Raw genomic sequence first — 12,412 nt, forward strand, 5'->3', positions numbered from 1 at the left:
CCGTGCCCAGCACGGCGCACCCACCACGATCCCGTCCGCCCCGGCCGACGCCGACCTGCGGGACGCGTTCGGGCGGGTCCGAACGGAGGTCGCGAAGGCCGTCGTCGGCCAGGAGGGCGCGGTCTCCGGCATGATCGTCGGACTCCTCGCGCAGGGGCACGTGCTGCTCGAGGGCGTGCCCGGCGTCGCGAAGACGCTGCTCGTCCGGAGCCTCGCCGCCGCGATGTCGCTCGACACGAAGCGCATCCAGTTCACCCCGGACCTGATGCCCGGGGACGTCACCGGTTCGCTCGTCTACGACGCGTCGACCGGCACGTTCCCGTTCCGCGAGGGACCCGTGTTCACGAACGTGCTGCTCGCCGACGAGGTGAACCGCACGCCGCCGAAGACGCAGTCGGCCCTGCTCGAGGCGATGGAGGAACGCCAGGTCAGCGTGGACGGCGACGCCCGCCCGCTGCCCGATCCCTTCTTCGTCGCCGCGACCATGAACCCGATCGAGTTCGAGGGCACCTACACGCTGCCCGAGGCGCAGCTCGACCGCTTCCTGATGAAGCTGACGCTCGACATCCCGCCGCGCGACGTCGAGTGGCAGATCCTGCGCCGCCACGCCGACGGGTTCGTACCGCGCGACGTCCGCTCCGCCGGCATCACCCCGGTGGTCGGCGTCGACGAGGTCGTCCGTGCGCAGCGCGCCGTCCGCGCCGTCGGCGCCCGCGACGACGTCCTCGCGTACGTCGTCGACCTCGCCCGCGCCACCCGCCAGGCGCCGTCCGTCCGCGTCGGCGTCAGCCCCCGCGGTGCCACGGCGCTCCTCGCCGCCGCCAAGGCGTGGGCGTGGCTCACCGGCTACGACGCCATCACGCCGGACCACGTGCAGGCCATGACCCTGCCGGTCTGGCGACACCGGCTGCGGGTCGCCGCCGATGCCGAGCTCGAGGGCGTCGGCGCGGACGGCGTGCTGCAGCAGGTGCTCGAGCAGGTGCGGGTGCCGATCTAGTGGCGGTCTCCGGCCGGTTCGTCGCGCTCCTCGCCGCCGCGATCGTGCCCACCGTGCTGCTCGCCAGCGGGTGGGCCGGTCTCGCGTGGGTCGGGGTCGTGCTGCTCGCCGCGGTGCTCGACGTCCTGCTCGCCGCCGACCTCCGGCAGGTGCGGGTGGACCGACGGATGCCGCGGCTCGCGCGACGCGACAGCACCGCGGACGGCACGCTCGTGCTCGCGAACGACGGTTCCCGCACGGTGCGCGGCGTGGTCCGCGACATGTGGGAGCCGTCTGCTGGGCACCTCCCCCGCCGGATCCGGATGACCGTCCCCGGCGGGGAGCGGCGAACAGCACGGATGCGGTTCACTCCGTTCCGGCGCGGCCGACGAGGGACCGCCGGCGTCGCGGTGCGCGCGTTCGGGCCCCTCGGGCTCGCCGCACGGCAACGCGTGCTGCCGGCGCCCGGTGAACTCGTGGTGACGCCGCCGTTCCGCTCGCGGCGACACCTGCCGTCACGGCTGGCGCGGCTCCGGGAGCTCGACGGCGAGACCACACTGCAGCTCCGGGGGCACGGCACCGAGTTCGACTCGCTGCGCGACTACGTGCGCGGCGACGACGTCCGCTCGATCGACTGGCGCGCGACCGCCCGACGGCAGGACCTCGTCGTCCGCACGTGGCGTCCGGAGCGCGACCGCCGGGTCGTCATCGTCGTCGACGCCGGACGCGCCGGCGCCGGACGGGTCGACGACGAACCCCGGCTCGACACCTGCATCGAGTCGGCGCTGCTCCTCGGCGCGCTCGCGGCCGCGGCGGGCGACCGGGTCGACCTGGTGGTCCTCGACGACGGCGTCCACGACCGCGTGCACGGCGCCACCCGCGCCGACGTCGTGCAGCGCTTCGGCGAGGCGCTGGCGATGGCCGAACCCGGGCTCGCCGCGACCGACTGGGACGCGGTGCCGGGGGTCGTCGACTCCGTCACGACCTCGCGCGCGCTGGTCGTGCTCGCCTCCAGCCTCGACTCGGTCGGCGCCTCGGGCGACCTGCTCGCGGTGCTGCCCCGCCTCACCCGACGGCACGCGGTCATCGTGACGAGCATCGAAGACCCGGCGGTGCAGCGGATGGCGCGCGGCGGGCCGGACGCGAGCACCGCGATCCGGACCGCGCGTGGCGGACGGGTGCCGGGCCTCCCGACCGGCGCGGAGCGCGACGTGTACCGGCGCGCCGCCGCGGAACGCACCCTGCTCGACGCCGACGGCGCGGCCGACGTCGCACGCCGGTCCGGCGCTGAGGTCGTGCGCGGCACGCCGCAGGACGTGCCGCCCCTCGTCGCCGACGCGTACATCCGCGCGAAGGCCTCCGGGCGGCTCTGACCCCGGACGGACGCTACCCGGCGACCAGGGCGGTGGAGCCGCGCTCGAACTCGTCGAGGTCGCCGCGCTCCCCCGCGCGGTGGGCACGACCGCCGAGCACCCACTGGTAGGCCAGCACGGCGACGAGTGCCACCGTGCCGATGCCGATCTTGATCGGCCACGGCCAGTCCTGACGGGTGACCGTGCCCTCGACGATGCCGGAGAGCAGCAGCGTCATCGTCAGACCGATCGCGATGGTGATGAGCGCGCGCCCGTCCTCGGCGAGGGCCTGTGCGCGGGTGCGACCGGAGCCGGGGGCAACCCACGACCAGAAGATCATCAGGCCCGCACCGCCGGCGAGGAACACCGAGTACAGCTCGAGCTGCCCGTGCGGGGAGATGTAGAGGAAGAAGTCGGCCAAACGGCCCTGCGAGTGCATGATCGCGGCGGACACCCCGAGGCTGACGGCGTTCTGCATGATCGAGAACGGCACGAAGACCCCGGTGATGCCGAACGCCACCATGGTCGCGGCGATGTAGGCGTTGTTCGTCCACACCTGGGCGGTGAACGCCCCGAGACCGCGGTCGGAGTAGTAGTCGACGAAGTCCTGCGTGGCGTACTGGCGGAGCGCCTCCGGTGTTCCGAAGGTCGCGGTCGCACCGGGGGTCGTCGTGATCCACACCGCGACGATCGCGCCGATCGCCACCGTGGCGAGTGCGACCCAGATCGTCACCCAGCGGATCCGGTACAGCGCCGCGGGGAGCTGCCGGGTGAAGAAGACCGCGGCCGCGGTGAGCGGGTCGACGGGGGTGCCGGTGAACCGCAGACGTGCGCGGAACAGCGTGAGCGACAGGCGGTCACCCGTCGCGGTGCGTGGTGCGGCGCCCCGGATGCGGGCGAGGTCGGTCGCGGCCTCCTGGTACCCGGCGAGGAGCCGATCGACGTCGGCACCGGACCGGTGCCGAGCACGCGCCAGCCGGTCGAGCTCCTGCCATCGGTCGCGGTGCACCTCGGCGTAGGCGTCCAGGTCCACGTGTTCCCCCTCGTGTCGGCCGACTTCCGACAGAATGATCGCATGCCGAAGCCCCGCACGACGCGCGACCTCGCCGACGCCCGGTTCTCCCGCGAACTCGACGAGACCTCCGACGAACTCGTCGTCGGCGAAGCGGTCGCGCTCGACGTGCAGCCGGCCGGTCTCGTGCTCCGGCTCGCGGCGGCGCTGCTCGACGGGCTGTGCGTGCTCGTCCTCTTCGTCCTCGCGCTGTTCGGGGTGTCGCGACTGTGGCCACGAGGACTCGACCCGGCATGGGGCGCGGCGCTGGACATCGCGCTGCTCGTGGTGGTGCTCGTGCTCGTGCCGGCCGCGGTCGAGACCGTGACGCGCGGCCGGAGCGTCGGACGGTTCGCCACGGGGACCAGGGTCGTCCGCCTCGACGGCGGGGCGATCGGCTTCCGGCACGCCTTCACACGCTCGCTCGTCGGTCTGTTCGAGCTCTGGATGACCTTCGGCTCGGTCGCGTTGCTCGTCGCCCTGTTCGGCTCCAGGCCGCGTCGGCTGGGCGACCTGCTCGCGGGCACGATCGTGCAGCACGAACGCCTGCCGAAGCACCGGGACCCCGAGGTGCTGCTGCCGCCGGAGCTGACGGCCTGGGCCGAGGTCGCGGACGTCCCGGCGCTGCCGCAGCGGCTCGAGAACCGGCTCGGCGCGTTCTTCCGCGGGGCTGCCGTCATGCGCCCCGAACTCCGCGAGGCGGCGGCGCAGTCCCTGGCGGCCGACGTCTCCGCGTTCGCGCACCCGGTGCCGCCCGTGCCGCCCGAGGTGTTCCTGGCAGGGGTCGTGGTGCTGCGGCGACGACGGGACGTGCGGGCGCTGCGCTCACGGAGCGAGTTGCTCACCGCCGCGGGTGCGACGGCGTCGGCACGACCTCCGGGCTTTCCGCGCTGACGGCGCGCGGCCGCTCACGCCCCGTCACCTGCCCGCCCGCTGCAACTCAGTAGCGGTAGTGGTCCGGCTTGAAGGGGCCCTCGACCGGCACGCCGATGTACGCGGCCTGCTCGGGGCCCAGCGACGTCAGCTGCACCCCGAGGGCGTCGAGGTGCAGCCGGGCGACCTTCTCGTCCAGGTGCTTCGGCAGCACGTACACGCCGGTCGGGTACTGGTCGCGACGGGTGTGCAGCTCGATCTGCGCGAGCACCTGGTTCGTGAACGAGTTGCTCATCACGAACGACGGGTGTCCGGTCGCGTTGCCGAGGTTCATCAGCCGCCCCTCGGACAGGACCAGGATCGAGCGACCGGTCGGCAGGCGCCACTCGTGCACCTGCGGCTTGATCTCGACCTTCTCGACGCCGGGCAGCGCCTCGAGCCCCGCCATGTCGATCTCGTTGTCGAAGTGGCCCACGTTCGCCACGATCGCCAGGTGCTTCAGCCCGAGCATCTCCTCGACGCCCACGACACCGAGGTTGCCCGTGCAGGTGACCACCATGTCGACGGTGCCCACGACGTCGGCGAGACGCGCCACCTGGTAGCCGTCCATCGCGGCCTGCAGCGCGCAGATCGGGTCGACCTCGCTGATGATGACGCGGGCGCCCTGCCCGCGCAGAGCCTCGGCCGCACCCTTGCCGACGTCGCCGTAGCCGACGACGAAGGCGACCTTGCCGCCGATCAGGACGTCGGTCGCACGGTTCAGGCCGTCGGGCAGCGAGTGCCGGATGCCGTACTTGTTGTCGAACTTCGACTTGGTGACCGAGTCGTTGACGTTGATCGCGGGGAACTTCAGCGCGCCGTTCCGGAACAGCTCGTACAGGCGGTGGACGCCCGTCGTGGTCTCCTCGGTGACGCCCTCGATGTCGGCGGCGATCCGGGTCCAGCGGTCCGACGAGGTCTCGAGCGACCGCGCGACGGTGTCGAGCACGATCCTCCACTCGGCACTCGCGTCCGGCTCGGCCACCGGGGCGGCGCCGGCGGCTTCGGCGTCGGCACCGGTGTGCACGAGCATCGTCGCGTCACCGCCGTCGTCGAGGATCAGGTTCGGGCCCGTCCAGGACGCGCCGTCGGCAGCCGCCTCGTCGCTCCAGTCGAAGATGCGGCTGGTGCACCACCAGTACTCCTCGAGCGTCTCGCTCTTCCACGCGAACACCGGGACGCCGGCGGGGGCGTCGGGGGTGCCGCTCGGTCCCACGGCGACGGCGGCAGCCGCCTCGTCCTGCGTCGAGAAGATGTTGCAGCTCGCCCAGCGGACGCGCGCACCGAGTGCGACGAGGGTCTCGATGAGCACCGCGGTCTGCACCGTCATGTGCAGTGATCCGGCGATGCGCGCGCCCGCCAGCGGCTGCGCCTCGCCGAACTCGTCGCGCAGGGACATCAGCCCGGGCATCTCGTTCTCGGCGAGGCGGATCTGGTGACGGCCCGCCTCCGCGAGGGTGAGGTCGGCGACGCGGTACGGTGCTGCGATCTGGGCTTCGGTGGGCATGCGCATCAGTCTTCCATGCCGGGAGGCGCGGACCCCGAGCCGATTCCGGCCACGCTCCACGGGCCTCCCGTGTCGACCCCCGCGGTGCGTCGCGGACGCGACCCGTCAGTCCGCGTCGCGCGGCAGCGGCTCGCGCCGCACCACCTGCCACCCGCCCGGCACGCGCAGGGACGCAGCGTGCCGCGCGCAGAGGTCGTACCCGTGCGGCTCGACACGGGTCGAGAGCGGACCGATCACGACCATGGAGTCGGCGTAGTCGTACGTCAGGGTCGACGAGGCGCTGTTGGCACACGCCACCTTGCTGCAGATCCGCACGTCCATGTCGTCAGGGAGCCTAGCGGAGCGCTCGGCACGCATCCGTCCGCGCGTACGATGTGGGGATGCGTCGCAAGCCCCGCCTCGTCACCCCGGTCGACCGCGGTCGAGGGCGCTCCCGGCACGGTCGCGGTGGGCGCTCGAGCGTCACTGGTCCCGAGCTCGCGCCGATCATCACCCGTGCCGAGGCGTTCGACCGCATCGTCGGGGACAGTGCCCACTACCTGCTCGGGCTCTGGCCCGACGAACTCGCCGGTGTGGTGTTCCAGGTTGCGGACATGCCGAGCGACCCGACCCTGCCGGACGAGATGCCGCGGTGGCGGGTCGACCGCGACACTCGCCGGGTGACCGTCTTCCGGATCCCGGTCGAGCGGGTGAACCGCAGCCCCGAGAAGGACGACCTGGACCGCCGCATCATCATCGAGACCGCGGTGTTCCGTGCCGTGGGCGAGCTGATCGGCAAGGACCCCTGGGACCTCGCGCCGGATCGCTACCGCCACTGGTGAACCGCGGCCACCGCAGCTGTCACGGGCGCGGTGGTGCTGCGCCCGGTCAGGGGTAGACGCGGACCGGCGTGGACACCTCGGTGGCCGGACGGACCGGGAACCCGGCGATGCCGTCGTCCCCGCGGTAGGTGACCCCGGCGACGATGCCCTCGGTGCCCGTGAGCGTGAGCTGCTTCGAGGTCTGGACCGGCAGCGTCACGGTCGCGCCGGACAGGATCTCCAGCGTGCGCTCCTCGTCGCCGGAGCGGACGGTGACCGAGCGGTCCTCACGGGTGGGGTTGACGAAGTTCAGCCGGACGCCCTCACCCGGGGCGATCGCCGTGATCGTGACGTCACCGAGCGGCTCGGCCGATGCGAACCAGCCGAGGTCGCTGCCGCTGCCGTCGGTCGGGGTCGTCGTGCGGGCGCCCGCGACGACGGGCACGGTCGAGGTGATGGTGAACGAGTACCGGCCGTCCGGGAAGTCGTCGAGCGGGACGTCGGTCACGACCCCCGGCTCGGCGGTGGCGTTGACGGTCGTGCCGCCGCCGTCCGCCGTGGTGATGCCGAGGGTGACCCTGGCGGACCGGCTGCCGGGGACGAACAGCCGCACGATCGGGGCCGCGTCCGCGGTGTCGTCACCGCGCTGGGCGGCCTGGGCATTCGCGAGGGCGACGGCGGGGATCACCTGGGACCGTGACGGTGCCGCTCCCCCGGAGACGATGTCGTACCCGCCCGGCGTGAGCGTGCGGACCACGGTCTCCTGCAGGTGCGCGACGATCTGCCCGCCCGACGAGGTGACGTGCACGACGGTCGAGCCCTCATCGGACACGAAGCCGGAGAGCGGGACGACCTTCTGGGTGTTCGGCGCGACGACGATGCCGTTCGTGCCGGGAGCGCTGACCGTCCCGCTGCTGTCGTAGATCGCCAGGTCGACGGTGGCGTTCACGTCGGTCGGGTTCGACAGGGTGACGAGGCTGGTCCGACCGGTCTCCGTCGAGCCGCCGACGAGCCACGTGGACTGGGACGGATCGTCGCACGAGGCGGCGCCGGCACCGACGAGGTCACCGCTGGAGACGCTCTGGAAACTGCTGCCGGCGACCTGCGGCGTGGTCTCCCCCGCCGGGGCGGTGAGGAGGCGCGGGTCGCTGCCGCCCGTCGTCGACGGGTCGAGCGCGGACCGTTCGACCGTCGACCCGGTGGTCGCGGTGGCCACCGTCGCCGACCCGACGGTGCTCGCCTGGGTCGCGTCGTTGCCGGCGTCGTCGGACAGGCGCAGGGCGCTCCCGGCACAGACGCGCTCGGCGGCGGCCGGGACCGGCGTGACGGTGCGGCCGGCGGGGCGCCCGGGCTCGCTCGCGGTGCCGTAGGCGTGTGCCGCGGTGACGGCACCCGCGGCGACGACGACGGCGACGGCCGTGGCGGTGCCGCGGATGACCCACCGGCGGACGGAGGCGGGGGTGCGGCTCATTCGTCTCGCTCCTCGTCGAAGGTGGTGGCGGGTTCCTCGGCCTCGATGACGTTCGAGGTGGCGCGACGGCGGCGGGGTGCCGTGGGCACGGCGAGCAGGGCCGCGGCGCCGAACACCACGCCGAGGACGACCAGGTACAGCACGTGGGTGGCCTGGGTGGCGGCGGAACCGGCCGTCGTGCGGTCGACCTCGCCGTCGTAGTGGAACAGCTGGCCGTTGGTGGTCTCACCGATGCTCGTGAAGAGCGCGTTCTGCCCGATGGCTCCGGCCGCGCGGTCGTGCACGGTCTGCGCCTCGGGGTCGTCACCGGCATCGTCGATGAGCACGAAGCTCACCCCGAGCTCGCGGAGTGCCGGGCGGGGGTCGTAGCCGCTGCGGCTCGCCAGGTTGCCCGCGAGGGTCGTGAGGCGCGCACCGGACTCACTCAGCCGCAGAGCCGTGGCGTCGAGCGTCGACTGGTCGTCGAGGGTGGAGCCCTGGCCACGCTCGAGCGTGACGGCCAGCGACCCGTCGTCCTGCGGGACGACGACGAGCGTGCCGACGTCGGGGTTCGCCTGCGCCTCGGCGTTCACATAGGCGCTCAGCACACGGCCGGTCGTCGGCTGGATGACGGCGTTGCCGAGGTAGAACGCCGCGAAGGCCGGGGCGACGGCGACACCGGTCAGCACCGTCGCGACGAGGCCCGCGACCGGGGCGGCCTTCGGCAGGACGTCGATGCCGATGCAGGCGGCGACGACCAGTGCCAGCCAGTACACGGACAGGCCGCTGCCGGGCCAGACGATCGTGGTGGTCGAGCCGACCCCGGTGACGGTGACGTGGGTCGCTGCGAAGGCGGTGGCGAAGCCGAGGAGCGCCACGACGAGCGCCGCTCCCGCGACCGCCCAGCGGTGGCCGAGCACCGCACCGATCGCGGCGGCCGCGACCGGCAGCGCCAGGACGGCCATCACGATCGGCAGGACGGTCGCCACGAGTCCGAGACCGGATGTGGCGGGCAGCCAGCCGCTCCAGTCCGGCAACGGCTGGCCGATCGCCAGCTGGAGCGCGGACGGCGCCCGGGTGGCGGAGGGGACGCCGGGGTCGGCGAACACGGCGAGCAGGTTGCCGCGGGTGGCCTGAGCCAGGATCAGCGGCAGGAAGAGCACGGCGGCGGGCACCGGGATGAACAGCCGGCGGTGCGCGCGGCGCCAGCCGACCAGGAGCGCCACGAGCCAGCCGATCAGCAGCACCGGCAGCAGCGACGGCGCCGACGCCGCCACGACGGCGAACAGCAGCGAGGCACCGGACGCCCACGCCCACGAGCGGTGCGCCTCGAGCACGGCGACGAACAGCCACGGCAGGAGCACGTGCGCGATCACCGCGCCGAGGTGTCCGGTCGTCACGGCACCGACGAGCGTCGGCGCGATCGCGTAGAGCGCGGCTCCGATGACCGGCACCCAGGTGCGGGTCGTGACCTTGCGGACGGCGAACCACATGCCGAGTGCCGACAGCGGGAACGCCACGAGCATGACGAGGACCACCGCGGTGGACGGGGACCAGAAGACGATCGAGCCGAGGACCGCCAGGACGGCGGCGAACGGGTCGGACGGACCGGTGAAGCCGGTGCCCAGGGAGTGGAAGCCGTAGCCGACGTTCTGCCACAGCTGCGCGGGGGTGGCGCTGAGCGGCAGGAGTCCGCCGCCGGTCAGCGCCGGCGAGCCGAGGAGCGGGTACAGCGTCACGACGCTCAGCACCGCGGCGGCCAGGACCACCCAGATCCCACCGTCACCGAGGAACGATGCCCGTGCGATCGGGGCGTCCTCGACCCGGGCGAGCTCGACGTCACGCGAGGTCGTGCGGTGCTCGTGCACCCGCTTCCAGCTGACGCGGAGCGGCTCCACGGCGGCCCAGCCGAGCTTCTTCGTGCGGGCGAGGTTCTTCCGCGCGCGGCCGGTGCCGCCGCCGAAGGCCACCGCGAAGGCGGCGGCGAGTTCGGGGAGCACCGCGGCTGGGTGCTTCGCGACGAGGTGTCCGAGGGCCCGGCCGATCGCGAACGGCACGAGCGTGAGCCAGTGCAGCCACACCAGACCGGCCGGCGCGTACGTCATCCGGCGGTGCAGCTGCGCCTGGCGGTGCATCCGGACACGACGGGCCTCGGAGACGCGCTTGCGTCCGAACTCCTCGATCGGTCCGGCACTGGTGACCTTGGCCTCGGGCACGAGGGCGACACGGTGTCCGGCCAGGCGGACCCGCACGCAGAAGTCGAGGGCCGCGTCGACGTCCGGCAGCGCCGGGTCGAAGCCGCCGAGCTCGTTCCACACCGAGCGGCGGACGAGCATGCCACCGGCGGCGACCCCGAGGACGTCGGTGTTCCGGTCGTGCTGTCCCTGGTCGAGCTCGTCCTGCACCAGGCCGCTGGACCGGCCGAAGCGGGTCATGCTCTCGCCGAAGGCGCGGATGAGCGAGGGGTCGTCGTCGGCGACCAGTTTCGGCCCGGCAACGACGACCGACGGTGCGATCTCGACGGCGGACAGCAGGTCGGCGAGTGCGGTCGGCGCGGGGGCGTTGTCGTGGCCGAGGATCCACAGCCACTCGTCGACGGGTTCGTCGGCCACCGCGGGCGGCGCGCTGCGCTCGCCCTGCAGGACGGCGTCGCCGAACGCGCGGCCGGCGGGGAGCCGGACGAGCTGCGCGGACCCGCCGAACGAGAGCTCGGCGGTCGATCCGTCGGTCGTGCCGACGTCGACGACCACGAGGTTCTCGGGGTGGCGGGTCTGGGCGGCGAGCGCGTCCAGGGTCCGGTCGAGGTGGTCCGCCCCGTTGGCGGCGACGAGGATCGCGGTGACTCTGGGCTGCATGACGGGCGTCACTCTACGGTCTGGAGGCACGGGGTCGGCTGCGCACGGCGGCGCGCCGTGAACCTTTGGATGCGCTCACCGCCCGGTGGAGAACTGTGCAATCAACGGCCGGTCCCGCCGTCCTCGTCGCTGCCTCCTCGGCGCACCTTCGCACGGCGCTGGCGCGCCGAGACCGCTCAGGCGCGCTTCCGCAGCTTGCGGCGCTCACGCTCGGACAGGCCGCCCCAGATGCCGAAGCGCTCGTCGTTCTCGAGCGCGTACTCGAGGCACTGCGCCCGGACCTCGCACGAGGTGCAGATCTTCTTGGCCTCGCGCGTCGAGCCGCCCTTCTCGGGGAAGAACGCCTCCGGGTCGGTCTGGGCGCAGAGCGAGTCGACCTGCCACGCGAGCGGGTTCTCCTCGTCGTCTGCCTCCGGCCGTCGCACACCCGGGACGCCGAGCGCCACGGGGTCGACGTGCCAGTCCTCTGGAACTCCGGCGTGGAAGTCGGAACCGTTCACCCTGATCACCCCTGACGTCTCGATAACGGGACCACAACGATTGAAGTCGTTGCCTGTAATTACAGCGGTGTCATTCGCCTGAGTCAAGTCGCGGATCATAGAAGGCTCTGACCGCTTCGGCGTGTCATGTCCCCCGTTTGGGCGTGTCGCGCCGGTTTTGTCGGGCTTCCGGGGGGCGCCTGACGCCTGCGCAGGCACTCGGGAGTGTGAGCAGCTTCGCTTCGTGTCGGCGTTCTTGCTTCGCTCCGTGTCGTCAGGAGGCGGGCGGGTTCCCTCCGGCGCGCTGGATCGCTCGGGAGACCGTCGAGCGGGCGAACCGAAGAGCTCGGCGATTTCGCTCGTCGTGTGCGCGCCGGCACGGTGCAGCGCGACCAGGTGCTTCTCCTGCGAGACGGAGAGCTCGGGCTTCTCCCCACGGAGCTTCCCCGTGGCTGCCGCGATCGCCATCCCATCCCGAGTGCATGCCCGGACCAGGTCGACCTCGAACTCAGCGACCATGACGAGCACGTCGAACAGCAACCGGCCCACGGGGTCGGTCGGGTCGGAGATGGTGCCTCCAGCTCGTCCGCGGTGTCGCGCGCGTCCGGACCCGGCGAGTCGGTCGAGTTTGGTGACGACCAGGACGTCGCCCTTTCGTACCGCGGCGAGGGCTTCGCGAAGGCCGGGGCGTTCGCGATTCGTTCCGGTGATGCCGTCGTCAACGTGCACGTTCTCGTGGTCGACGCCGAGCGAGCGGAGGCCGTTCCGCTGCGCAGCGACATCCTGGCCGGAGGTTGAGACGCAGGCGTACCCCACGAGCATGCGACGACTCCAGCGTTGCGGGCACCTTCATCGGGCTCTTTTCCGGACAGACATACGGGAATCGGGAGCTCAGGGAGTTGCTGGATTCTGGTCGTCCGCCCGCATGGTCCGCACCTGCGCCGGTGGACGACCCTTGGGTTCAGCTGGTCGTTGCAACACCATCGTGAATCGGAGTGTTGCAGATGGGGTCGAGGCTGGAACACCGTGC

10 protein-coding genes and 1 pseudogene are annotated in these 12,412 nt (G+C 72.7%); 4 read left to right on the forward strand and 7 right to left on the reverse strand.

The window, feature by feature from the left end:
- Positions 1 to 28 precede the first annotated feature (28 nt).
- On the forward strand, positions 29 to 997 hold the full coding sequence (locus tag ITJ56_RS08010; protein ID WP_194629503.1) for an AAA family ATPase: 969 nt from the start codon (positions 29 to 31) through the stop codon (positions 995 to 997).
- Positions 997 to 2,349, forward strand: coding sequence for a DUF58 domain-containing protein (locus tag ITJ56_RS08015; RefSeq protein ID WP_194629446.1), 1,353 nt, complete (start codon positions 997 to 999; stop codon positions 2,347 to 2,349). The genes ITJ56_RS08010 and ITJ56_RS08015 overlap by 1 nt, the downstream gene beginning before the upstream one ends.
- A gap of 13 nt (positions 2,350 to 2,362) precedes the next feature.
- Here the strand turns inward: ITJ56_RS08015 and ITJ56_RS08020 are convergent, their stop codons facing one another.
- Positions 2,363 to 3,361, reverse strand: coding sequence for a stage II sporulation protein M (locus ITJ56_RS08020; RefSeq protein ID WP_194629447.1), 999 nt, complete (start codon positions 3,359 to 3,361; stop codon positions 2,363 to 2,365).
- A gap of 42 nt (positions 3,362 to 3,403) precedes the next feature.
- Here ITJ56_RS08020 and ITJ56_RS08025 point away from each other — a divergent pair, with 42 nt between their 5' ends.
- Positions 3,404 to 4,273, forward strand: a complete 870-nt coding sequence (locus ITJ56_RS08025) for an RDD family protein (protein WP_194629449.1) — start codon at positions 3,404 to 3,406, stop codon at positions 4,271 to 4,273.
- Positions 4,274 to 4,319: 46 nt separating this feature from the next.
- On the opposite strand, the gene ahcY is transcribed toward ITJ56_RS08025, so the two are convergent.
- A complete protein-coding gene (ahcY, locus tag ITJ56_RS08030) occupies positions 4,320 to 5,798 on the reverse strand; it encodes an adenosylhomocysteinase (protein ID WP_194629451.1) in 1,479 nt (492 codons plus the stop codon).
- A 105-nt stretch (positions 5,799 to 5,903) separates the two neighbouring features.
- Positions 5,904 to 6,119 carry a DUF3499 family protein gene (locus tag ITJ56_RS08035; RefSeq protein ID WP_194629453.1) on the reverse strand — a complete coding sequence of 72 codons (216 nt, stop codon included), beginning with the start codon at positions 6,117 to 6,119 and terminating at the stop codon, positions 5,904 to 5,906.
- Between the two features lie 59 nt (positions 6,120 to 6,178).
- Between ITJ56_RS08035 and ITJ56_RS08040 the strand changes: the two genes are divergently transcribed.
- Complete coding sequence (locus tag ITJ56_RS08040; protein ID WP_194629455.1) at positions 6,179 to 6,619, forward strand: metallopeptidase family protein; 441 nt, start codon at positions 6,179 to 6,181, stop codon at positions 6,617 to 6,619.
- A 46-nt stretch (positions 6,620 to 6,665) separates the two neighbouring features.
- Here ITJ56_RS08040 and ITJ56_RS08045 read toward each other — a convergent pair whose 3' ends face one another.
- The 4 genes and pseudogenes from ITJ56_RS08045 to ITJ56_RS19115 form a co-directional block, all read right to left on the reverse strand.
- Positions 6,666 to 8,069, reverse strand: coding sequence for a DUF5719 family protein (locus tag ITJ56_RS08045; protein WP_194629457.1), 1,404 nt, complete (start codon positions 8,067 to 8,069; stop codon positions 6,666 to 6,668).
- Entirely contained in the window at positions 8,066 to 10,903 is a 2,838-nt protein-coding gene (locus tag ITJ56_RS08050; protein WP_194629459.1) for a glycosyltransferase, read from the reverse strand. The genes ITJ56_RS08045 and ITJ56_RS08050 overlap by 4 nt, the downstream gene beginning before the upstream one ends.
- A gap of 176 nt (positions 10,904 to 11,079) precedes the next feature.
- Complete coding sequence (locus ITJ56_RS18910) at positions 11,080 to 11,412, reverse strand: WhiB family transcriptional regulator (protein ID WP_416354761.1); 333 nt, start codon at positions 11,410 to 11,412, stop codon at positions 11,080 to 11,082.
- A gap of 471 nt (positions 11,413 to 11,883) precedes the next feature.
- A pseudogene (locus ITJ56_RS19115) lies at positions 11,884 to 12,204 on the reverse strand (recombinase family protein); the annotation flags it as partial.
- Positions 12,205 to 12,412 lie beyond the last annotated feature (208 nt).

It is taken from the genome of Curtobacterium sp. VKM Ac-1376 (assembly GCF_015351025.1).
Taxonomy (GTDB): domain Bacteria; phylum Actinomycetota; class Actinomycetes; order Actinomycetales; family Microbacteriaceae; genus Curtobacterium.

What these genes read in the sequence shown, in the direction of transcription:
- ITJ56_RS08025 (WP_194629449.1), top strand. Translation starts at nt 3,404, where the DNA reads ATGCCGAAGCCCCGCACGACGCGCGACCTCGCCGACGCCCGGTTCTCC.
- ahcY (WP_194629451.1), bottom strand. Translation starts at nt 5,798, where the DNA reads ATGCCCACCGAAGCCCAGATCGCAGCACCGTACCGCGTCGCCGACCTC.
- ITJ56_RS08035 (WP_194629453.1), bottom strand. Translation starts at nt 6,119, where the DNA reads ATGGACGTGCGGATCTGCAGCAAGGTGGCGTGTGCCAACAGCGCCTCG.
- ITJ56_RS08040 (WP_194629455.1), top strand. Translation starts at nt 6,179, where the DNA reads ATGCGTCGCAAGCCCCGCCTCGTCACCCCGGTCGACCGCGGTCGAGGG.
- ITJ56_RS08045 (WP_194629457.1), bottom strand. Translation starts at nt 8,069, where the DNA reads ATGAGCCGCACCCCCGCCTCCGTCCGCCGGTGGGTCATCCGCGGCACC.
- ITJ56_RS08050 (WP_194629459.1), bottom strand. Translation starts at nt 10,903, where the DNA reads ATGCAGCCCAGAGTCACCGCGATCCTCGTCGCCGCCAACGGGGCGGAC.